Annotated in this window: 17 protein-coding genes, 2 pseudogenes and 1 riboswitch; of the genes and pseudogenes, 12 read left to right on the top strand and 7 right to left on the bottom strand. The window is 60.0% G+C overall.

The window, feature by feature from the left end:
• The first annotated feature begins 511 nt into the window (after positions 1 to 511).
• Both AC0L2M_RS30225 and AC0L2M_RS30220 read left to right on the top strand, forming a co-directional pair.
• Complete coding sequence (locus AC0L2M_RS30225; RefSeq protein ID WP_473536707.1) at positions 512 to 3340, top strand: xanthine dehydrogenase family protein molybdopterin-binding subunit; 2829 nt, start codon at positions 512 to 514, stop codon at positions 3338 to 3340.
• Positions 3341 to 3363: 23 nt separating this feature from the next.
• The gene (locus AC0L2M_RS30220; protein ID WP_473536706.1) at positions 3364 to 3882 is read left to right on the top strand and encodes a (2Fe-2S)-binding protein; all 519 of its coding nucleotides are present in this window, start codon (positions 3364 to 3366) and stop codon (positions 3880 to 3882) included.
• A gap of 371 nt (positions 3883 to 4253) precedes the next feature.
• On the opposite strand, the gene AC0L2M_RS30215 is transcribed toward AC0L2M_RS30220, so the two are convergent.
• The 4 genes from AC0L2M_RS30215 to AC0L2M_RS30200 all read right to left on the bottom strand — a co-directional run bounded on the left by AC0L2M_RS30215 (position 4254) and on the right by AC0L2M_RS30200 (position 6599).
• On the bottom strand, positions 4254 to 4967 hold the full coding sequence (locus tag AC0L2M_RS30215) for a nucleotidyl transferase AbiEii/AbiGii toxin family protein (RefSeq protein WP_473536705.1): 714 nt from the start codon (positions 4965 to 4967) through the stop codon (positions 4254 to 4256).
• Positions 4968 to 5260: 293 nt separating this feature from the next.
• Positions 5261 to 5857, bottom strand: coding sequence for a DUF6088 family protein (locus tag AC0L2M_RS30210; protein WP_473536704.1), 597 nt, complete (start codon positions 5855 to 5857; stop codon positions 5261 to 5263).
• Positions 5858 to 5980: 123 nt separating this feature from the next.
• Positions 5981 to 6253, bottom strand: coding sequence for a hypothetical protein (locus AC0L2M_RS30205; protein WP_473536703.1), 273 nt, complete (start codon positions 6251 to 6253; stop codon positions 5981 to 5983).
• Between the two features lies 1 nt (position 6254).
• A complete protein-coding gene (locus tag AC0L2M_RS30200) occupies positions 6255 to 6599 on the bottom strand; it encodes a hypothetical protein (RefSeq protein ID WP_065010969.1) in 345 nt (114 codons plus the stop codon).
• A gap of 783 nt (positions 6600 to 7382) precedes the next feature.
• Between AC0L2M_RS30200 and AC0L2M_RS30195 the strand changes: the two genes are divergently transcribed.
• The 6 genes from AC0L2M_RS30195 to AC0L2M_RS30170 all read left to right on the top strand — a co-directional run bounded on the left by AC0L2M_RS30195 (position 7383) and on the right by AC0L2M_RS30170 (position 12497).
• Entirely contained in the window at positions 7383 to 7712 is a 330-nt protein-coding gene (locus AC0L2M_RS30195; protein ID WP_065010979.1) for a helix-turn-helix domain-containing protein, read from the top strand.
• A gap of 943 nt (positions 7713 to 8655) precedes the next feature.
• Entirely contained in the window at positions 8656 to 8973 is a 318-nt protein-coding gene (locus tag AC0L2M_RS30190) for a hypothetical protein (RefSeq protein WP_473536702.1), read from the top strand.
• 679 nt (positions 8974 to 9652) lie between these two features.
• Positions 9653 to 9952 carry a hypothetical protein gene (locus AC0L2M_RS30185; protein ID WP_473536701.1) on the top strand — a complete coding sequence of 100 codons (300 nt, stop codon included), beginning with the start codon at positions 9653 to 9655 and terminating at the stop codon, positions 9950 to 9952.
• Positions 9949 to 10380, top strand: coding sequence for a PIN domain-containing protein (locus tag AC0L2M_RS30180; RefSeq protein ID WP_473536700.1), 432 nt, complete (start codon positions 9949 to 9951; stop codon positions 10378 to 10380). The genes AC0L2M_RS30185 and AC0L2M_RS30180 overlap by 4 nt, the downstream gene beginning before the upstream one ends.
• Before the next feature lie 36 nt (positions 10381 to 10416).
• Positions 10417 to 11205, top strand: a complete 789-nt coding sequence (locus AC0L2M_RS30175) for a DUF5131 family protein (RefSeq protein WP_473536699.1) — start codon at positions 10417 to 10419, stop codon at positions 11203 to 11205.
• A gap of 26 nt (positions 11206 to 11231) precedes the next feature.
• Positions 11232 to 12497, top strand: coding sequence for a three-Cys-motif partner protein TcmP (locus AC0L2M_RS30170; protein WP_473536698.1), 1266 nt, complete (start codon positions 11232 to 11234; stop codon positions 12495 to 12497).
• Between the two features lie 70 nt (positions 12498 to 12567).
• On the opposite strand, the pseudogene AC0L2M_RS30165 reads toward AC0L2M_RS30170, so the two are convergent.
• The 3 genes and pseudogenes from AC0L2M_RS30165 to AC0L2M_RS30155 all read right to left on the bottom strand — a co-directional run.
• A pseudogene (locus AC0L2M_RS30165) lies at positions 12568 to 13426 on the bottom strand (nucleotidyl transferase AbiEii/AbiGii toxin family protein); the annotation flags it as partial.
• Positions 13419 to 14035 (bottom strand): annotated as a pseudogene (locus tag AC0L2M_RS30160) (type IV toxin-antitoxin system AbiEi family antitoxin domain-containing protein). The pseudogenes AC0L2M_RS30165 and AC0L2M_RS30160, both read right to left, overlap by 8 nt.
• Positions 14036 to 14705: 670 nt before the next feature.
• A complete protein-coding gene (locus AC0L2M_RS30155; RefSeq protein ID WP_065010976.1) occupies positions 14706 to 14888 on the bottom strand; it encodes a hypothetical protein in 183 nt (60 codons plus the stop codon).
• 102 nt (positions 14889 to 14990) lie between these two features.
• On the opposite strand from AC0L2M_RS30155, the gene AC0L2M_RS30150 reads away from it, so the two are divergent.
• The 4 genes from AC0L2M_RS30150 (at position 14991) to metE (ending at position 21712) form a co-directional block, all read left to right on the top strand.
• Positions 14991 to 16328 carry a serine hydroxymethyltransferase gene (locus AC0L2M_RS30150; RefSeq protein WP_473536697.1) on the top strand — a complete coding sequence of 446 codons (1338 nt, stop codon included), beginning with the start codon at positions 14991 to 14993 and terminating at the stop codon, positions 16326 to 16328.
• 54 nt (positions 16329 to 16382) lie between these two features.
• A complete protein-coding gene (gene metK / locus AC0L2M_RS30145) occupies positions 16383 to 17558 on the top strand; it encodes a methionine adenosyltransferase (protein ID WP_473536696.1) in 1176 nt (391 codons plus the stop codon).
• 108 nt (positions 17559 to 17666) lie between these two features.
• Positions 17667 to 18659 carry an adenosine kinase gene (locus tag AC0L2M_RS30140; RefSeq protein WP_473536694.1) on the top strand — a complete coding sequence of 331 codons (993 nt, stop codon included), beginning with the start codon at positions 17667 to 17669 and terminating at the stop codon, positions 18657 to 18659.
• 393 nt (positions 18660 to 19052) lie between these two features.
• Positions 19053 to 19251, top strand: a riboswitch (cobalamin riboswitch).
• 115 nt (positions 19252 to 19366) lie between these two features.
• A complete protein-coding gene (metE, locus tag AC0L2M_RS30135; RefSeq protein ID WP_473536728.1) occupies positions 19367 to 21712 on the top strand; it encodes a 5-methyltetrahydropteroyltriglutamate--homocysteine S-methyltransferase in 2346 nt (781 codons plus the stop codon).
• Positions 21713 to 22501 lie beyond the last annotated feature (789 nt).

Genomic DNA, 22501 nt, shown 5'->3' with positions numbered 1-22501 from the left:
CCGTGGCCAAACCGCGGCGGTGATGTGTCGCAGATTCACCGATTCCAACACGCGCATTGCAAACGTGACTGGACGTCCCGGAAACCGCGCAACGCTACTGGGTATGACGGGAGCTCTGCCGGTGGGCGGCCACTCTTGGCTATGAAAATAGCCGCCCGATCACGACAGTCCGATGCAGGAAGGAAAATACTCGCAATGTTGATTCCGTGGGGCGCCTGGCGACACACCACCACAAGCCAGCCTGCGTCGCCCGACCCCATCGAGTTCGACCAGATCCTTCGGACGGGCTCACAACAGAGGACATGCTATCCAAACATTCGGATTCGAAGCAGAAGTCATGCGCTTCAATATTGCGGACTGATGCAACAGGCCCGGCGATTTTCATGACCGGGCAAGGCCGTTCCGTTTGTCAGCGATGCCGGAATGGCGGAACGGCCCCGAGTCGGCAGTATAAAGGTGAGGCGAGCCAGCCGGGTGTAGGGTCGGGCTCTCGGCCTTTCGGGGAGACCGCATGAGCGGCAGGGTTTCGCGGCGCCAGTTCATCGCAGCGGCGGCTGGCGCGGGGATCGCGGTCAAGATCCGTTTTCTGGGCCGGCCCCCATCGGCTGCGCCCATTGCCAATTCGCCCGGCCATTCGCCAAACTGGATCGGACCGGACGGTCGGCCGCGTTTCAGGATCGACGCCGTGGCCAAGGTCACGGGGGACAAGACCTTCACCCGCGATTTTCGCGCCCGGGACATAACGGGCTGGCCGCACCAACAGAGCCACGCCTTCCTGATCCGCGGCACCTGGGCCGACGCCCCGTTGGACGGGCTGGACCTCTCACTGCTGGGCGAAGGTCTCAAGCCCGACCAATTGATAGCCGGCGAAGACCTTGTGCGCGATGGTCTTGCGCCGCCAGAAACGACGGCTCCCGGCTTCTATGGCGACATGTTCCTGGTGCCGAAGGGACGCATTCCGCGCCTGCTCGGTCAGCCGGTCGCGCTCTTGATCTACAAGGATTTCGCGCGGTTCGACGCGGCCAAGCGGCTGGTCCGTTTCGCCAAGGGCATCGTGCGCTGGGGCGCGGTCGGCGGCTACGACACGCCACCCCATTACAGCGCCAGCCGGTTCGTGCGCATCGGCGGCGCGACATCGGATGAAACCGATCCGCTCGAAGACACCACCATCTACGGCAGTTTCGACGGCGATCGGGTCGTCTGGCCGAAGCCGGATCAGAGCGGCGATGCGGCGGCCCGCGCCCTGTGGGCGGCGGGCGAGATCGAGCGTGAGATCATAGCAACCGGCGACGATGCGTTGGTCCTGAAGCGAAGCTATTTCTCGCAGTCGACCGACGCCTCCGCGATGGAACCCGACAATGGCAATGCCTGGTTCGAGCCGGGCAGTTCGACCCTGCACGCACTCATCGCGACCCAATCGCCTTATGAGGTGGCGACCTCGACGCTGGAAATGCTGTCGAAATCGCGGTTCGCGGTGAAGGCGCTCGACCTTTCGATCGGTTACACGGTCGGATACGGTACCAAGGATCATTCCATCTTTCCCTACTACGCTATCCTGGCAGGCCTCTATGGCGACGGGCGCCCGGTGCGTCTTGCCAACGACCGCCTCGAGCAATTCCAGATGGGGTTGAAGCGCCATGCCTTCTGGATGGAGAATACGCTTGTCGTGGATCGCTCCACGCACGCCTTCCGCATCATGAAAGGCAGGTATCGCATGGATGCCGGAGGGCGGCGCAACTTCTCGCCCGACGTTGGCAAGGTCGGGGCCAGCGCGGCGCAGAGCATCTATTATCTGCCGAAGAGCGATTTCTCGGTCGAAGTCCGCGCTTCGCGCGCTGTCGATGCTGGCTCGACGCGCGGGTACGGAACGCTGCAGACCATGGCCGCGACCGAGATGATGGTTGATGAGGCCGCCGAACTGCTCGGCATCGATCCGATCGAGCTTCGCCTCAAGAACGCGTTCAAGACCGGCATGAAGAGCTCGCAGGGCGCCATTGCCGGCGGGGCGCTAAGGACCGAGGAGATCCTGGAGCGGGCTCGTGCCCATCCGTTGTGGAGGGATCGCGATACGAACAAAGCGGCGTTCGATACCGCCAATCCGGGTAAGCGCTATGGCATCGGTTTCGCGCAGGTGCAGAAGGATTACGGCACCGGAGCCGAGGCAGCGGTGACCACGCTGTCATTCGATCCGTCCGGCCGGCTCACCATGCGCCAGAACGGCAATGATATCGGCACGGGCCTGACCACCTCGCAGGCGGTGATGGTCGCCGACATCATCGGCCGGGTGCCGGACGACTGCGCCTTCGGGATCGTCGACTGGCCCGAGATGCCTCTCGTCTCCACCGAGGAGCCCTATACGACGCCGCAGGACAGGGAGGACGCGCTGGCACGCAATCCACGCTGGACGCCCTCGTTTATTTCACCGATGAGCGCCTCAAACAGCGCCTATTTCGTCGGCCACGCCACGCGGATGGCGGCGCGCGCGCTGCTGCACCTGTCGCTCTGGCCGGCTGCGGTCGCGCTCTGGTCTAGTGGACCGGGCGGCGGGCGGGCGGGGCCGCTCGCTGTTGACATGGCGGACGTGCGGATCGCAGATGGCAAATTGACGGCTGGAGGGATGGAGCCGCTCGCACTGGAACAACTCGCGGCGGCGGCGCACAGGCTCGGCCTGGTCACGGGGGTCAGCGTCCATGTCTTCAATCGCGGGCAATGGGCCGAGGCGGTGTTCGATGTGCCGAACGTCGGCGCCGTCCGCTTGCCGGTCGACGCGCTTTCGGTCTGCTATGGCCAAAGCGCGCCGGCTGGTTTGAAGGCGCTGATGACCTGCGGCGGCTTCCATTTTCTCGACCGGCGCCAGGTCTTCTATCCGCCGGTACAGCGCCAGAACGCCGCTGGCACCTGTTACACGGGCGTGGCGACGATCGCCGAAGTCGCAGTGGACACCGCCTCAGGCGACGTGAAGCTCCTTTCGCATCATTCCATCCTCGAATGCGGCACTCAGATCGTGCCGGAACTTGTCTCGGGTCAGCTCCAAGGCGGCATGGCTATGGGCGTCGGCCACGCCTTGCTCGAGGAGTTGCCGCTCTATGAGGACGGTCCCGGCGACGGGACGTGGAACTGGAACCGGTATCGCCTGCCGCATGCCAGGGATGTCGCGGTCTGGACACAGACATCGGAGGTATTGGCGCCGCTTTCCGATATCGATCCACCAAAGGGAATGGCCGAGGTTGTGATGATCGCGATCGTTCCGGCGATCGTCAATGCCGTCAACCATGCCATCGGCAAGCGTTTTTATCAGACGCCGATCACGCCAGAGAAGATTCTGCAGGCCCTACCGTGACCGTTGCCACACGACCACTTTCGATGACCGTCAACAATCGCAAGGTCGGTCCGTTCGACGTACCTGACGATCTCATGATGATCGACTTCCTGCACGAATATCTCAACCTTACGGGCTCGCGGCTTGGCTGCGGCCAAGGCATCTGCCACGCCTGCGCGATCATTCTCGATGGGCCGGAAGGAAGTTCCCGCGAGATCCGCAGCTGCATCACCGGAGCGCATTTCTTCGAGGGCAAGTCTGTCCGCACCATCGAAGCGCATGCCGAACGCGACGCGAATGGCGATGTCGTTCGGCTCTCCGCGATTCAGCAGGCCTTCGTCGAACGTTTTTCGTTCCAGTGCGGCTATTGCACGCCGGGCTTTGTCACCGGTGCAACCGTGCTGGTTGAGCGTCTCAAAGAGAAGCCGGTCCGCAGGGCGGATGTCGAACGCACAATCGAGCAGGCGCTTGCGCCGCACATTTGTCGTTGCACCGGTTATGTCCGTTATTATGAGGCGGTCCGTCACGTGATCCTGAGCACGCCCGGCCTGGTACAGGGCTGAGGTCCGGCGATGAGGCGGTTCCTGGATATTTGGCCTGCGGCACGCATCAGGTCGACGTGCAGCACGGGCGTTTCTGTTTCCGGCACCTGGGCGTGTCCCTTTTGCTCGCCGCGATACGGTCAAATAGTTCCCGTCCGTGCCTGCGCTTGCGCGGCACGCCTCGCATTGCGGTTCATTACGCTTCCTATGTCGGTGTGCTTGGTCAAGCCTTGTTTGAGCGACAGCGCATCCACATCCATCATCGCGATGAAACCGCGCTTCAGGACTGCCGACCAGCGTTTCCAGTTGCGTCGCGCTAGATGCTTTTCCCGACAATGCCACGGTGACCGGCGCGTTCATACAAAAAAGGACAGCAGGCAGCCCTGCACAGCTCACGCCCTCTTCCTCGCCGAACCCAAGGCACTGTTGATGGCAACTTCCATCTCCTTGCAGCTCTGCACGACCGCCCCGAAATCCGGCGCGTCTGCGGCTGTGATGCCGCTTTCCTGCATGATGCGGTAGTCCTTCTCCAGTTCTTTCAAGGCGGTGCCAGAAGGCACCATAACGATCTCGCCGGAGACCGCCTTGCCGTAGTCCACGATCTGGCCGTCCTTGTCCTTCTCCTTGAAGAAAAATGACTTGTGGCGCGCGACCTTCCTCGCGAGCTCCGCGTCTTCGAGCGCAGATGCCCAATGTTTCGACTTGTAGATATAATGGAGATCATGCCAGTGCCTCGAGAAGCGGTCTTTCTTGAGGTTCTGCTGAAGACAATAAACGTGAGCCGCTGTCGCCTTCTCCCAAAAGGTGCGCTCCACCGCCATCGCGTGGACCGACGCGGTCGGAAACACGAGACCTGTGTTCGCCTGAGCCGCATCGCAAATTATTGCGTGTTCTTCGGCCGGCCGACCTGTGGACCGAGCGCCGAACTCCAAGAGAACCGATGAGCGAACGTAAGAGTGACCATCGAAACGACTCTCAAAGTCGACATTGAGCGTTTCCGAGGAATTATAGGCCAAGGTCACCTTGATGCCCTTGTCGGCCATGGCTCGCGCCATCATCGGAGCGAATTCGTCTATGATCCACTCCGGCAAGCGCTTCCTGACCATCTCAGTTAGCTTGCTCGCCTGCGATCCGCTCGGAGGATGCCGTCCTCGTCAAAATTCCCACCATCAAGGAACTTTGTCATGTCATCGGTCAGATCCAAGTCTTCAATGTCGATCAGCCGATAGACTTTGGAAAGCGATGTTCCCCCTTTGAAGTACAGGAGGTCCCTGAACGCGGATGTGTAGACAGCGTCAAGCGTCAATCCTTTTCAAGGATATGCGGCTCGCGTCCCAATGTTTCCGAAGCGGCCAGAAGAGCGTCTCTTTGCTGGCTACGTTTCAAATCGAAGAAGGATTCACCGCGCATTTTCTGCTTTCGAGATCGCCGCATGGACCCAAGCGGGCACTTTCGCCTTGAGAGCGACTACGCGAGTCCATTCCTCGAGGGTCAGTCTGTTCTTGAGCAATTTCGCGTAGTGGACACCGTTAGCTCGGCCAAGGTGCGCGATCGCCCGGATGGCTTCGCCCGACCTGTTCTTTGGCAGGCTCGTGATCCAAGCGGGCGCGTGCTTGAGGCGTATTGTGCGGCGGCCAAGTTTCAGGTTCTTCGACTTTCCGGTCGTGAGAAAGACTTTTTGAACCGGAACTTGTGTCGTCAGGCCCAGCTGGTTCGCCGCCGTAGCACCGGAATTGACGACCTTCTCACCTGACAACGAAGCGTACGACTTCACGACGGCTTCCGCTTCCGGCAGCACATACCCATACGGCGTTTTCCTGGAGGGCGTGTATATTCCCCTGTAGACGCGCGCCAGTTCGCCCTTTTTCGCAAGTCTGCTCAGAGCTTGATCGGCTGCCGCACGGTTTCCAGAGCCAACGAATTCCTTCGAAGTGAGCAAAGCACCTTCCTTGGCTCTTTTCGTACGCATTTGAACCGCTCGCGCGACCTCTTCCATGGCATTAGCTCCTGTCAGAGAGAAGATTCGAGTTTCTGACCGAATTGGCTCATATCATATTGATTGCAAAGAAACAGTTCAAGATGGGCTTTGGCCAAATCTGGACGCTATTTCCCACCCAAATTATGACGCGGCCTGCCTGTCCAAACGGGACGTCTGGCATTGAGCTTTTGGAACGGGATTAGGCTGCCGCAGGTCTTCGAGCCTTGCATGGATGAGGCATTCCCGGGTAAGGCGACTGAGGAAGTTGGTCGAGTCATTGCCGCCCTCGCCCGCAACTTCAGGCCCGACGAGGTTGCCGATGATCGGCAGCTCCATTTCGGGGCCGCGGCTTAAGGTTTTTTGGGGATCAAATCGCGACCATCTTACGGCCGCACCAAAGTCGAAATCGGCCAATTCAGAATCCGAGCTTCAGCGTCGGATCCACAGTTTCCCGTGTTTTCCTGAAGGTCTCGGCGAAGTTGTCTTCCAGAGCCACGTTTGCCAGCGCAAATTCGACGAGCTCGGTATCAGATGTCAATCCGCTTCGAGCTTTGGCCTTCTTAATTAGATCAGCACTCACCCGTCCCGCAATCCTGCCGTCCTTCTCAGCGCGCAGGCCGGATTCTTCCGCCCTCTGCAGGACGGCGTTAATCCTGGCCAAGCGACGCATCTGCAATTTCTCAGCCAGTTTGGGAAAGGTTCTCGTCCGCTTGCCCACCGACCCTTGGCCGCGACGCATACGTACAGCTATCTTCGTCATCGGGGTTCCTCGCAGGTCCCATTAACAAAAATCGATTTTAGACAACATAGCCGGCGAGGTGATTTTTCAAAAACCCCAAAATAAAAGGCGGTCGTTGGCAGCCCCGGAGGTTGGGTTGCTGAAGCTCTCCAAAAGGAGGGATGTCACGGCTGCAGCGACCGGATGGCTGGGTTTCGGAGCGCCAGGTCGTAGGCGCTCCCGGGCCAAGCTCGCAGCGGTGAGTTTTCACCTCATCCGAGCGGCCCGGCAGCGCCAAGTTGGCACGATTCGGGTGTTGCCAGCATCGCGCCAATTCGAAGATCGGTGAGGCCTTGACCCTCGCCAGCACCTGACATGCTTTCTATAAGCAACTTGCGTAGGGATCGCGTGTGCAGCTATGATATCGAACTCATTGTGGACGCTGACATTTCGGAGGACCCTGCCTCCTCTTTGATGTCGTCTAGCCCGATGGCGTGCTTCAGCTATTGGGGGACGTGGAGATGGGCAGCAACCATCTGGTTGTCCGTGACCTGCATATCGGGGGCGATGCCCAGGTCCAATGGGGTTGATCCAAATTGCGCAAGCTCGGTCGAGTGATCGCGGAGAAGCTTAATGTCGACTACATCGAAGTTCATGGAGCGGTTCGGACAACGGGTGCGAACCCGGGACGTCGTCCGGGTGTCGTCAGGCTCTCCCGTCCGGCTGAGCCTCAGCTTTCTACACGGCGCGAATACTCCTGAGGCTGCTCGGGTTCTTGTCAGGAGACAGCTGCCGCTGAGGACGGCCCATGCGGTACTCACGGAAATGGTCGATCACGGCAAGGCGTTCGTAACTGTTCCTTGCGTCGACGACCTGCGGGCACTTAAGGACGAACTCTCGTCCGCAGGAGTGATCGCGAAGGTTCATGCGCCGCGGCCGATAAGCGTTCGCGAAGTTCGGGATCGCACCAAGCTGTCCCAGGAGGCGTTCTCCGTGAGGTATGGCCTCGATCTGGCAACGCTTCGGAACTGGGAGCAAGGTCGCTCGGAACCGGATGCAGCGGCGAATACTCTCCTTTGGACCATCGCCCGGAATCCGGAGGCAGTCGAAAAATCGCTCGACATGGAGGACGAAGTGGCGGCGCCGTCTCCCTAGTAATCTAAGTCTGGCTAGACGCCGTCGGAACGGCCACTCCATCGCGCGGCTACTCGGCAGCCAACGCGATGGCCGGCCGCCGGGCGGAAGGCTCCGTCACGATCCGCGAGATGAGCGGATCCGGCCTGCTGTAGTAGCGCCTTCCCGTCAGCCGTTTCTCGCCTGGCCGCCGCAGTGCCAGAACGGGCCGCCCGCCTTCCGACGCGTGTAGTGGCCTCGCTCACTCAGCAAGAGACTCCATTTGCTGCGTGCTGAATATAGGCATTGGAAGTCAGCATCTATATGTTGCCGCAGATGACTATCAAAGGACGCAAATATCCCGGTGAGCTAGTGTCGCCACAGCAGGTTCACGGGCTGGCGGAGGAATACCGCAAGGCGGCCACCTCCTTCAGCTCGGACGACCCGGTAAGCCGCTCACCAGAGCGCCGTTCAGATTGGCGGCGATTCAAGCGATTGAACTCTACCTGACCGCGCTTTTGCTCCATCGTGGGCACAATCCCAATCAGATCCGCACGGAGCACGACCTGTCGAGACGCACGGAGCACGCCGTGGAGGCGGGCCTGCGCCTTCGCGGGAAGACGGCCAAGCAGCTCCAGTCCCTTAGCCGGAACCGGAATATCTCGTCACCGCTACGGCCCGGAACTGGCCGCCACCGCCTCGCAGGTAAACCGGCTCACCGCCACCCTTGAAGAGGTGGCGGCAAAGGTCACTGCATTGATAGCGCGGCCCGCGAGATTGCAGCACGCAGATCCAGCTGCCTCCGGGGAGTAGAGTCGAGGGGGGCGACAATGGTTGAAGTGTTCCGCGGAAGGAGCGGTAAACTCGAACACGAAGGGGCCGCGCCCGGTAGAGTCCATGCGCAGGCAAATCACCGCAAGGCGATGGGGTACTGGCTCGGGTTCTTGAAGGGCGTGATGGCCAGCGAGCGGGTCGAGCTGCGGAGATGCCGCCACTCAGGGTCGAAGCTGAGCAGTTCCTGTCCCTTCTTCACGACGATGATGCTGCCGAGCTCATCCGCGATCTGGATGTGTGGGGTAACGCGCCCGAAGAGATCTACGCCGTCCTTGAAACAATAATCGGCATACGCTCACGTGAGTTTGTCGCCGCTGACGACAAGGACGAAGTCAACGAGTTCTACGGGTTCTATGCCGGCATCGCCTGCGACAACTCCATCACCGCCCGCAGAGGTCGAAAAACTGCTGTCCAGGTTGGACTTGAGTGTGGTCCTGCAGAGAGACAGCCGCGTGGCATCTCTCGGTGAACTGCCAGAAGGTCCATTGATGACGGTCGTATAACCGCCGAGGAGGCAGAAGACATATGCGGGTGGATTGCCCGTCTTGTGACACGGGCTGCCTACCTTCGGCAATGTGGGTGTCATTGACGGCGCCTTGGAGGATGCAAGCCAGTTCGTGATTCCGAGAGCTGATCGACGTCGCCGGCAAGCGGGGCGGCTTTGCAGTCCGTTGGCTGCATCAGGTTGACGTGCAGCCAATACGGCGGATGCGGCTATTTGCTTGAAAACCTATAGCCGGCTTCGACCAATTCCCAGACCGTACACTGTCGATCTGCTCGCGTGACTTACAACTACGTGATGGTTCCATCGCTTGGCGCTGACCTGCTTTACAAGTGCTTACTCGTGATCTCGCGGTCGAGCAGGACCGTCACATACTGCGTTCCGTCGCGCGTCATTGAACTGCCAAATGTTTTCTGGCAACGAGAGAAATTTGAGGTTTCATCAACTATTGGGACCAGTTGGACGATTTTGCACCTCGTGGCCGCCCGGCGACCTGCTTGACGCTCGTTAAATACCGTCGCGCAACATAAATCACGCATCCTAGACCGATGCCATCCAACCGCAAGGGGAGCACCGCCCGGACTGCCCGCGCCTTGATCAAACCCTGCGTTCTGGTTATATTACTGGAAATACGTCGGAGGCAACTATGGACAGCTCGCAAAAACGCGCCATTCAAAACTATCGATCTCGACTCAGCGAGCGCGGCTTGGCGCGCTTCGAAGTGCTTGGCCGCGATGCCGATCGCGACCTCATTCGATCTTTGGCTCGCCGCCTGGCCGAAGATGGGCCGGATGCCTCTAGCCTGCGCGCTGCTGTCAGCCAGACCATCGCGGGCGAGCCACCCAAGCCTGGCGGGATCCTCGCCGCATTGCGTCGTTCGCCGCTGGTGGGAGCTGACCTCGATCTTTCCCGCCCCCATGAAGAGGGACGGAAGATCGACCTGTGACACGCTACCTCCTCGATACCAACATCATCAGCAATGTCGTCAAATCGCAGCCGTCGGAATCGCTCCTGGCATGGATGTCGAGACAGCGTGACGAGGATTTGTTTATCGCTTCGCTGACCGTTGCGGAAATTCTTCGCGGGGTTCTGGAGAAGCCGCGCGGGAAAAAACGCGACGCACTTGAAAAGTGGTTCTCTGGGCCTGAGGGGCCGCCGGCGCTGTTTGCGGGCCGCATCCTCTCGTTCGACGACAAAGCCGGGCTGATCTGGGCGCGGCTGATGGCAGGAGGAAAAGCGGCCGGCAAGCCGCGCAGCGGGCTCGACATGATCATCGCCGCTGTCGCCGGAGCGAACGAGTGCGTGCTGATAACGGATAACGAAAAAGACTTTGCCGGGCTCGAGGTCGTCAATCCGATACGCGGAGCGGTCTGATGCGGCGGCAGGTCAAGGAATGCTCGGGAGGGTAAGATGGCTGAAACTCAGATAGAGTGGACAGACTCCACTTGGAACCCGGTCGCAGGATGCTCGATAGTTACGGCAGGCTGTACCCATTGTTATGCAATGGAGATGGCCAAACGGCTTGAGGCCATGGGCATTGCGAAATATGCCGGGCTTACCCGTAAAACGGGAAAGCGCACGGTGTGGAATGGCGTGGTGCGGGAAGACCGCGAGGCGCTGGCCATTCCATACGGATGGAAGAAACCGCGGAAAATCTTTGTAAATTCGATGAGCGACCTCTTTCACGAGGGTGTCAGCGACGAGTTCATCCTCAAGGTCTGGAAGGTCATGCGCGAGACCCCGCGCCACAACTATCAAATTCTTACTAAGCGTCCCGAGCGAATGGCAGCCCTTGTCGCCTCGCAGATGGGCGACATCCTGCCAAATGTCTGGCTGGGCACGAGCATTGAAAACGCGGACGTCGTGAGCCGAGTCGACTATCTCCGCCAGGCACCCGCGACCATTCGCTTCATCTCCTTTGAGCCTCTGATTGGATCGGTTGGCACCGTCGATCTCCTTGACATCCATTGGGCAATCGTAGGCGGTGAAAGCGGCAAATTCGCTCGACCGATCAGGGAAGAATGGATCGATGAAATTTACGGCCAATGCCTGACGGCCGGTACCGCCTTCTTCTTCAAGCAGTGGGGAACCTGGGGCAAGGACAATAAAAGGCGTTCTAAGAAAGCCAACGGGCGTGAGTATCGGGGCCGGACCTGGGACGAGATGCCGACTACCCCGCAGGACGCGGTAGCAATGTAGAATAACATCCGGCGGGGGGAGTTTAGGTGGTCGAAAAACGATATGAATGGGTTGACGGAGCAAAGCTGGAGGAACACTCTCGCCGCAAGCATAAAATATTGCGCGAATATGTCTTCGACTACCTGACGGTTCGCTGCAGGCTGCCTCAGCAGGAGCGATTTCGCCTTGCTATCGTCGACGGTTTCGCTGGCGGCGGGCGCTACCAGTGCGGCTCACCTGGATCGCCGTTGATTTTCATCGAGGAACTGAAACGAGCCGTCGAGGCGGTGAACACGCAGCGCGCCGTCCAAGGGCTTGGCGCTGTCGAAGTTGAATGCCTCTTCGTATTCAACGACGCCAGCCGCGAAGTCATCGAGCTTTTGAAGACGCACGTCGCGCCCATGCAAGCGGAGGCAAGCCAAGCCTGCCCAAAATTGCATTTACGCGTCGAGTATCTGAACGAGTTCTTCGAAGTCGCCTATCCCAATATCAAGCGCCTCCTGGAGCAAGGCCGGTATCGGAGCGTCATCTTCAATCTCGATCAGTGCGGGCATAGTCACGTCGAGCGAAACACCATTCTCGACATCATGCACTCCTATCCCGCAGCTGAGATCTTCTACACCTTCGTCATTAGTTCCCTGCTGGCCTTCCTTCAGAAGGACCAGCCGGAGCGACTTCGCGCCCAACTGGATCATCTCGGCTTGACGAGCAATGACATCCAAGCGCTGGATGCGCTAATGAGTCAGAAGGATTGGCTCGGCACGGCCGAGAAAATCGTCTTTGATGCTTTCCGGTTGTGTGCACCCTATGTCAGCCCATTCTCGATCAACAACCCCGGGGGATGGCGGTATTGGCTGATCCACTTCGCCAATGCTTATCGGGCTAGGCAGGTCTACAACAATATCCTCCACGACAACGCCAGCTTACAGGCACATTTCGGTCGGTCTGGCCTTAACATGTTGTCCTACGATCCAAAGCATCATGAAGGCATGCTCTATCTCTTCGATGTCAGCGGTCGAGCTTCGGCGAAGAATCAGCTTCTCGGGGATATTCCGCGCCTGATCACGGAATCTGGGGACGCCATGTCCGTCATGGACTTCTATGAGAGCATCTACAACATCACACCTGCACATGCGGACGATGTGCACGCGGCGATCATAGAGAATCCGGACCTTGAGGTCATAACCCCCGCTGGAGGTGAGCGGAGGAAGGCCAATACAATTGGCGTCGATGACGTGATCAAGATCAAGAAGCAGATCAGCTTCTTCCCAATGTTCCTGAACGCCGGGACAAAGGGCGGTGCCAAGGGATGACCGCGCGGCGTCGGGACCGGGAATGGCGCGAGTTCGAACGCCTAGTCAAAATCAAGCTGCTAATTGGCCCCAAGCTCGCTGCTGAGGCTGCCTGGGGCATGAGGAATGCAGCTACATCTCTAATGACGTTCCCAAGATCACCCGGATCGTGAGCGACTTCTCCAACAAACGCGCGCCAATGTCGCTGCTTTTGCGCATCCTCGGCAAAGGCCGGCGTCAGCGCATTGGGCAGGTCTTGAGGTATCGCCGTTCCGCGCCGCGCGAAGGTGGCGGCGATCGCTCGTGGCAACCTGTCGTCGTCGAAGGTGAAGGACCGGCTGAGAATCCAAATATCGTAGAAGTCCTTCATCCTGCTATTCGCCCGCCCCAGCGCCACCATCGCCTGATATTTCTCGGCAATGACAGTTTCCCGCGCATAAGCCCGCAGCCGGGGCATGGGAAGTCGAGCATGGAAGGATAGTCCAGCTCTTCGGCACCAGGCTCCAGCGCATCGCCAAAGCCGATGTCGATCGTCAGGCTGACCCGGGCGCCGCTGATCGAGGCCGTCGTCCGCAGCCTGAGCCCACCATACTCCAGCTCCTCGCGTATGCGGTCGACCCGGAGTGCGTCAGCGTCGAACTCGACGCCATCGCCGGCGTCCTGCGCCAGGACCTCCCGAAAGGTCGCCAGCATTGGCTCCGCGCTCGGATCGCCAAAATCCAGCAGGTCAAGGTCGCGGGTGCCGCGGTGCGGATCATCGAACCAGCTCATCATCAGCATCGCGCCTTCAGCACGAAACGGTCGGCGTGGGGTGACTGGCTAAGCCGGAAAAGCAGCCGCTCGAGGGCGAAGCGGGTCAGAACCAGATCGAAGCTCTGGCCACTTACCTTGGCGAGTTGCAGCAGACGTGCGCGCACCGAGGCGCCGATGTTCTTGATCTCTTTAGCCATTGGCAGTCAGCGCCTCGATATACGGCCGGATGACGTGGCGACACCGCCACGCTCGGACTGCCTGGCAATTCCGCCGGGCGTGGCCTTGCGCTGGCGAAGCGCTTCCTGGAGGCCCTCGATCGCCACCGACAGGCCGATCTTGTTGCGATATCGGAAACAGTCCGCGATTGTTTTGACAACCCCAAAGACCTTTACGGTCACGCCCTCGACAACATGAGTTTCGACGCTGTCGTTGAGCAGACTTTCGGTAAAACGCACGATGCGAATGGGTGTGCCGTTGGGTTTGGGAGCCCAGTCCTTCTGGCCGATGGCCAGCCATACCTGTCTCGGAAGCTGATCGGTCAGCTGGTGGAATGCCAGGGCTGACACAAGGCAGACAACGCCTTTGGGTACGCGCTTGGCAGCCTCGGCTAGGCTATGATTGGCGTCGAGCGGCGCATCGGAGAGCTGGTAGAGGCCGCGTGCGAGCCGGAGCACCTCCCTATCCCGTTCCATGCGACTCATCGTGGCCGCTGTTACGCCGGCGTTGCGCAGCTCCGCGAGACGCGCGATTCCGCGCACTGTCAGAAGTGCGTGGGCGATTTGGCGCTGGGGAGCGGGCTCTGGCATTGATACGAAATCTCGGGACTAAGGGGTTACAGTCCGAGGATTTGTATCACTTGTTGAGAATCAATGAAGCCAATCGTCAGCTGCATTGAGCCTTGCGCCGCAGCCATGCTTTGAGTTCGCCGTGGACGGCGGCGACTTCGAGCAGGATATTGGTTTCCCTGGGATGTGGTCCATCGGGATAGAGATCGGAGCCATGGACAACATGGATTTTTCATCCCCGTCGATGCTGAGCGTCCCGCCCATCGCGCGGGGACCAGCGCATGAAGGCCTCGGCCGTTCGCCGCATCTTCGCAAGCCGGCCTTACCGCGCAGCCGCCGTTGTGCTGGGGCGCATCCTAGCCGGTATGCACGTGTCGCAACAGATCCTTCAAAGAAAATCGCGGACTTTTAGCACTCTAAACCGCTGAGAATATGTACATTGAGCCTGTCATTTGGGCCGCGGGTCGAGACCGTGGCGTATCGGAAACGATCTGCGATGCGGTCGGGCGTATTGACCTCGCCGGACGGCAAGATTGCCTCTGAAATTAGTGGGAGGACGCCAAATGGACGAAGTCAATACAAGGAGTGCCGGCCGATGGTGACACTGGTCATGCGCCTAAAGGCCGCGGCTCATCTTGATCGACTTCGAATCCTGGGACTTTGTGCGCATGCGGACCTAACCGTCTGCGAGCTAGCAGAAGTTCTGAGTCTGTCTCGCGAGCACGTGGTCGCACACGTCCGCCAGCTCGCCAGAGCCGGCTTTCTTCTCGGCAACGAACAGCGCCCCTGGCCTTCGTACCACCTCGAAGCAGGAGGCTCGGACGGCGGCTTGGTTCAATTGCTGGTTGATCTCCTGCCCCACGGCGATGGCCATCACACACAAGACCTACAGCGCCTGGAGGCGATACAGGGGGCGCGGTCCAAGGTGGCCGCCTGCTTGTCCTGAAACTTAGTCCCAATGGAGCGCGAAGCTGATATGAACAATTCGACTGGCGGCGCCATCGCGGAGCCTGACACTTACGGGTGGCCTCACCTGGCTGCCGTAGATTCTCTCGTTCACGAGCTGCTTGTAAGACAGGAGCGCCAGGAGCGGACGACCCTCAAACTTATCGCCTCCGAGAACTTCGCGTCCTCGGCGGTGTTGGAAGCGACCGGGTCTATTTTCACCAACAAGTATGCCGAGGGATATCCCGGCGCGCGCTACTACGCCGGAAACGAGATCGTCGATGAGCTTGAGAACCTCGCCATCGGGCGATTGAAGGCGCTATTCGGCTGTGAACACGCCAACGTGCAGCCTTATTCCGGCTCGCCGGCCAATCAGGCTGTCTGTCGAGCGCTGTTGTGTCCGGGAGACAAGATGATGGGCTTGACCCTCCCCGGCGGCGGGCATCTGACTCACGGTTGGGTCGTCAACTTCTCCGGCACTGACTATCAGCGAGTTCCGTACGGGCTGCACGAAAAGACGCAGCAGATTGACCATGACCGCTTGCGCGAGACGGCCAAACGGGAACGACCGAAGCTCATTTGGGTCGGCGGAACTGCTTATCCGCGTATCTTTGACTATGAGGCAATGGCCGAAATCGCTTCGGAGGTGAACTCCTATCTGGTGGCCGACATCGCCCACATCAGCGGCCTAGTTGTCGCAGGAGTGCATCCGAATCCTGTTGGCCATTGCGATGTGGTCACCAGCACCTCTCATAAATCGATCCGCGGCCCCCGTGGTGGCTTCATCTTGTCGAGGAATGAAGACCGCTATCAGGCGCTCTATCATTCCAAGAGCAAACACGATCTGGCCAAACGCATAGACCGTGCCGTGTTCCCTCTCCTCCAGGGCGGACCGCATATGAATACGATTGCCGCGCTAGCTGTCGCTCTGCACGAAGCAGGGAATCCGTCCTTCCGCGTGTACGGTCAGCAAATCGTCCACAACGCCAAGGCTCTGGCCCACGCGCTTCTGGAGCGAGGTTATGAACTCGTCACCGGGGGCACTGACAATCACATGCTGATCCTTGATCTTCGGGACCGGCCGCTATCCGGGAAAGCCTATGCCGAGCGCTTGTCGCAAGCGGGCATCATTACGAATTTCAACATGGTGCCGGGCGACCGGCGCCATCCCGCGCTCACCAGCGGCATACGCTTAGGCACGCCAGCAGTGACGTCTGTGGGCATGCGCGAGGCGGAAATGGTGCAGATTGCCGCTTTCATCGACCTGGTCTGTCGCCAGCCCGATGATTCGGACGTGCATGCCAGGGTGCGCAGAGACGTTGCCGACTTCTGCGCTGCGTTCGACGTGCCTGGCATCTCCGACAGGTAAGACGACCAGATCAACTGTCACATCCAATTCCAACGTTTGAAGCGAGGACATTCCATGACCAGACAATTCGTGTTCTCTTCCGAATCCGTCGGCGCGGGACATCCCGACAAGATGGCCGACAATATCTCAGATGGCGTCCTCGATGCGATCCTCCGCAAGGATCCTACGGCTCGTGTTGCTTGTGAAGCGTTGGTGAAGTCAGGGATGGTCGTTCTGGCTGGCGAGATCACCAGCGAAGCGCAGATCGACTACAGCCAAGTTGCCCGCGATATCATCTTGGACATTGGATATGACGACGATGCGATCGGCTTTGACGGCCGGCGTTGCGCCGTGATCTTGGCCTTGACCGAGCAGTCGCCTGACATCAGCCAGGGCGTCGACGAGGGACGAGGGCAGGATCTCGAGCAGGGAGCGGGGGATCAGGGTCTCATGTTCGGGTATGCGTGCAACGAGACCGAAACATTGATGCCGTTGCCAATCCAACTCGCTCACGAATTGACAAAAAAACAGGCAGAGGTGCGCCAAACCGGACGCCTTGGCTGGCTTCGCCCGGACGTTAAATCTCAAGTGTCCGTCCGTTATGAGGGTTTGCGCCCGGTAGCGCTTGATACCATAGTCCTGTCGACGCAGCATGACGAGGAGGTCTCACAAGCCACAGTCCGCGAAGGCGTCATTGAGGAGATCATAAGGCCGGTCTTGCCCCACGACTTGGATACGACGGGGATAAGATTCCTGGTCAATCCAACAGGCCGGTTCGTGGTCGGTGGGCCGCGCGGCGACTGCGGGCTCACCGGACGCAAGATCATCGTCGATTCCTACGGTGGGATGGGGCGTCACGGCGGCGGCGCCTTTTCGGGCAAGGACCCGTCCAAGGTTGATCGCTCGGCCGCCTATGCGGCGCGGTACGTCGCAAAAAATGTCGTTGCAAGCGGCCTTGCGGATGTCTGCGAGGTTCAGCTTGCCTACGCGATCGGTGTGGCCGCGCCGGTGTCTATCCTGATCAATACCTTCGGAACCGCAAAGATCGACGAAAAAAGGATCGAGCGCGTCGTTCTTGAGCTTTTCAATCTTCGACCGAAAGGCATCATCAAGATGCTTGATCTCTTACGCCCAATATACCGCAAGACCGCGACATACGGACACTTCGGCCGCGAAGAGCCGGAGTTCACGTGGGAAAGGACGGACAGAGCTGAGGACCTGCTGCGTGAGGCAGGACCGGCAGCAGCGTGATGCGCCGATGTTGGATGCAGCGGCATACGGCAACTCCATTCCACACCTGCAAAAACCCGCCCGCGCCCGGCGCGGCAGAGGGTGGGTTTTTGGCGGAGATATGAATAGATGCTGGACTATGACGTGCTTTGTATCGGTAATGCCATTGTCGACATCATCGCCCAGTGCGACGAGGCATTCCTTGAGACGAACGGCATCATCAAGGGCGCGATGAACCTGATCGACACGAGGCGCGCCGAGCTGCTCTACAGCCGCATGGGCCCGGCCATCGAAGCCTCCGGCGGCAGCGCCGGCAACACGGCGGCGGGCGTCGCCAGCTTCGGCGGCCGCGCCGCCTTCTTCGGCAAGGTCTCGAACGACACGCTCGGCGAAATCTACGCCCATGACATGCACGCCCAGGGCGTGGCCTTCGACACCAGGCCGCTCGATGGCGAACCGCCGACGGCGCGCTCGATGATCTTCGTCACGCCGGACGGCGAGCGCTCGATGAACACCTATCTCGGCGCTTGCGTCGAGCTCGGTCCGGAGGATGTCGAGGCGGACAAGGCGTCGGGCGCCGCCGTCACCTATTTCGAGGGCTATCTGTGGGACCCGCCGCGCGCCAAGGAAGCGTTCCGGCAGACGGCGAAGCTCGCCCACGCAGCCGGGCGCGAAGTGTCGATGACATTGTCGGATTCGTTCTGCGTCGACCGCTACCGCGAGGAGTTTCTGGAGCTGATGCGCTCGGGCACCGTCGACATCGTGTTTGCCAACAGCCACGAGATCAAGTCGCTGTACCAGACCGCCTCGTTCGACGAGGCACTGGCGCAGATCCGCACGGATTGCAGGATCGCCGCCGTGACCTGTTCTGAAAAGGGCTCGGTGATCGTGCGCGGCGGCGAGACCGTGGTGATCAAGGCGACCGCGATCAAGGAACTGGTTGACACGACAGGCGCCGGCGATCTCTATGCCGCCGGCTTCCTGCATGGCTACACGCAAGGCCGCGACCTGCAGACCTGCGGCGACCTTGGCTCACTGGCGGCCGGATTGGTGATCCAGCAGATCGGCCCCAGACCCCGGCAGAATTTGCGCCGCGAGGCTGAACAGGCGGGTTCGCTGTAGGGCGGCATTTCCGCCACGTGTTGCCCACCTTCCTGTTGTGCAGGCTGTCCAGACGAGCGCGTGTAAATCGAACGCGTACCAGTCCGAGAAGGATGGCGGTTTTTCTCCAAATTTCTGGTTGTTGAGGCTCAGGACTTGTCGCACTTCGGGCCAGTACTGCCGCCCGATCATGAATGGCCAACACGCGCCATTTTTGACGAAGTTCGTTTTGGGACGGAATCGTACAAATGGCAGATTGCCCGAGCGGCGAGGCACAGCCTGCGCAGACCGGAGAGTGGCGCAGAAGGCTCAGCTCTACGGCGACCTGCGACTTGGGAACGCGCCGCAGGTAAACAGTTCACATAAACACATAAACATTTCTTTATACGTTATTGACAACAATGCGAGCTGCTGCGATTGTCCGCATGTCGTGGTTCTCCGCAAGGTGTTGCCGTAGCGGAGCTAAGAGGGAAACCGGTGCAATGCCGGCGCTGCCCCCGCAACTGTAAGCGGCGAGCCAACCCACCAATGTCACTGGGCGACCTGCCCCGGGAAGACGGGGCAGAGGCTGTGACCCGCGAGCCAGGAGACCTGCCACGGTGAACAACGTCCACGGGCGGGGTGTCTGGTGGCCGCGGCAGCTCGGTGTTCATGCCGGCCTGCTAGCGCCTTCCTTGTCCCCGCCCCAACCATCGGGGTATGGAATGAATGTCTCCCAGCAAGTTCCCATAGCAACGCTTGGCATGCCGCGTGTCGGTCGCCGGCGAGAACTGAAATTCGCGCTCGAAAGCTACTGGTCCGGAAAATCTTCTGCTGCCAACCTTCTCGCGACGGCGAAGGCACTCCGTGCCGCCAGCTGGAGCGAGCAGCATGATCGCGGCGTGTCGAAAATCCCGTCGAACGACTTCTCACTGTATGACCATGTGCTCGACACCGCAGCAATGGTCGGCGCCGTGCCAGCTCGTTACGGCTGGACGGGCGGCGAGGTCCCGCTCGACATCTACTTCGCGATGGCGCGCGGGACGCAAGGCGATACTGCGGGTTGTGGACACGCCAGTCACGGGCATGCGGTTCAGGGGCAGCGCGTAACCGCGATGGAAATGACCAAATGGTTCGACACTAACTACCACTACATCGTGCCGGAGCTGAGCCAGGATCAGACATTCGCCCTCTCGTCGACGAACCCAGTCGATCACTTTCTGGAGGCAAAAGAGCTTGGCATCCATACACGCCCGGTCATCCTTGGACCGGTCACCTTCCTCAAGCTGGCGAAGTCTCCCGACCAGGGTTTCGATCCGATAGCGCTCCTACCGCGGCTGCTGCCCGTCTACGAGCAACTCCTGCGGACGCTGGAGCTCTCGGGGGCGGACTGGGTGCAGATTGATGAGCCGGCGCTTGTGCTCGATCTTAACCCGAACGAACGAGCTGCCTTCGAATTCACATACGGCCAGCTGTCGAAAGCCGCGCCCAAGTTGAAAATTATGCTGGCGACCTATTTCGGGCCGCTGGGAGACAATCTGGAGACCGCGCTTTCGCTGCGCCTGGCGGGCCTACATCTCGACCTCGTGCGCGCTCCCGAGCAGTTGGAGACGGTTGGTCGGCTCGCACCGAAGGATCTGGTGCTCTCACTTGGCTTGATCGACGGCCGCAACGTCTGGCGCGCGAATCTGGCTGCCATTCTCGACCGCATCAAGCCGATCGTTGCCGGCTGGCCGCTGGATCGCGTCGAGATTGCGCCTTCCTGCTCGATGCTTCATGTGCCGATGGACCTGCGGATGGAGACCGCGCTCGATGTGGATGTCAGTTCGTGGCTGGCATTTGCCGCCCAGAAGAGTGAAGAGCTGCTTGTGCTGGCCCAAGCCTTATCCGAAGGCAGGGAGGCCGTAGCAGGCGCACTGAAAGCTTCTGCCGAGGCGGCCGCCGCGCGCGCAATGTCTACAAAGGTCCATGATCCGCTCGTCCACGGTCGAATTAGCAGCATTGACGGCGTCATGAAGCAACGAAAGAGCGCATTTGCCAAGCGCTCGAGAGTCCAGGCCGACACGCTCCGCCTGCCGCCGTTCCCGACGACGACCATCGGGTCCTTCCCGCAGACGCCCGGGGTGCGCAGGGCGCGCTCCGCTCACGCGAAGGGCCGGCTGAGCTATGTCGACTACCAGGCCTTCCTGAAGAAGGAGACTGAGGCGGCTGTGCGTTGGCAGGAGGAGATCGGGCTGGACGTGCTGGTACACGGCGAGTTCGAACGAAACGACATGGTGCAGCATTTCGGCGAGCAGCTGTCCGGCCTCGCCTTCACCCAGCATGGCTGGGTGCAAAGTTACGGCTCCCGGCTCGTGCGCCCTCCCATCATCTTCGGCGACGTATCGCGGCCCAATCCGATGACGGTCCTCTGGTGGCAATTTGCCCAGTCGCTGACGAAAAAGCCGGTAAAGGGCATGCTCACAGGCCCAGTGACGATTCTTAACTGGTCTTTTGTGCGCGACGACGTACCCCGCGCCGAGGTCTGCCGCCAAATCGCGCTCGCCATCCGCGATGAAGTGGCCGACCTGGAAAGAGCTGGCGCAAGGGTGATCCAGATCGATGAGGCCGCGTTTCGCGAAGGCTTGCCCCTGCGGAAGTCCGACTGGAAACATTATCTCGGCTGGGCTGTCGAATGCTTCCGGCTCGCTTCAACGGGTGTAGCGGACGCGACCCAAATTCACACCCACATGTGCTATTCTGAGTTCAATGAGATCATCGACTCGATCGCTGAACTGGACGCGGACGTAATTTCGATTGAGACGTCGCGCTCCAAAATGGAACTGCTAGACGCCTTCACGAAGTCCAAATATCCGAATGACATCGGTCCTGGCGTCTACGACATTCACTCACCACGTGTCCCGGAAGTCGGCGAGATTTTACATCTCGCCCAACTTGCCCGCGCGCGACTGTCGGACAGCCAACTGTGGGTGAATCCGGATTGTGGCCTCAAAACAAGGAAATGGGAGGAGGTCCGGCCTGCCCTCATGAACATGGTCGCTGCCGCATGCGCGCTGCGGGAGAAAGAGCGGGCGCAGGTCGCTGGGCCAGTGTGACCGGCAAACATGTGACCAGCGGGATTCGCGGATCGAATTCAAGGCAGAAGGAACGGCATCGAAAAGCCGCGCACTGCTCGAAGACGCGTGCGAGGCCCCCCACCCTTGTCGTCCAGCCGAAGGTCCGCGCGACGACTCAGCGGCGGGCAGGATCTGGAAGCGCTTCTGGTCGTCCGAAGGACGGATGATTTCGCCACGAAATGAAGGAAGACGGCTTTGTCCATGAGCTGCAGCCTCTCACAGGCGCCAGCGGCCAACAGACACTTCACCGAGGGCCAACGCTTGAGGATGCCGCCTGAGCACCGGCACCATCGAGATAGCGGCCGATCCAGTCGAGTCCGTTACAGCCGGACTCGTCGCTTCGATGACGTAGCTTCGGTTGGACAATGGATGTCCCGGTCGCGGCCCGACGTACGAACCCGGACCTCAGCGCCAACCTAAGGAGACCGACGCACCTTGGGTTGGCCCTACTGTCGGGTTTGTCGAGTTAGCGACACGGCGATGTTCGGCCCGGCGTGTCGCCGCGCTTTCAGTGAAGCCATTGATAACGTGCAGAACAGTTTTTCTGAGGCGCTTCCTACCCAGTTGGCACGACTCTTGATGTTCTAGTGGTATGGCGGCATACGCGTCCGACCGGCATCACTGATTCATGCTCTTATTCAGCACTAGAATGGGCCAACAATGACGACCGATATCTCAGCCTATGGTGTGACCGAATTGGCTCCCGAAGAAGCATCTGCAATTTCGGGAGGGATGTTTTGGGCAATAGCTTTCGCGATTTTGGGACGT

Source organism: Mesorhizobium sp. WSM4806 (assembly GCF_055811635.1).
This window is presented reverse-complemented; position numbering and strand designations above follow the sequence as displayed.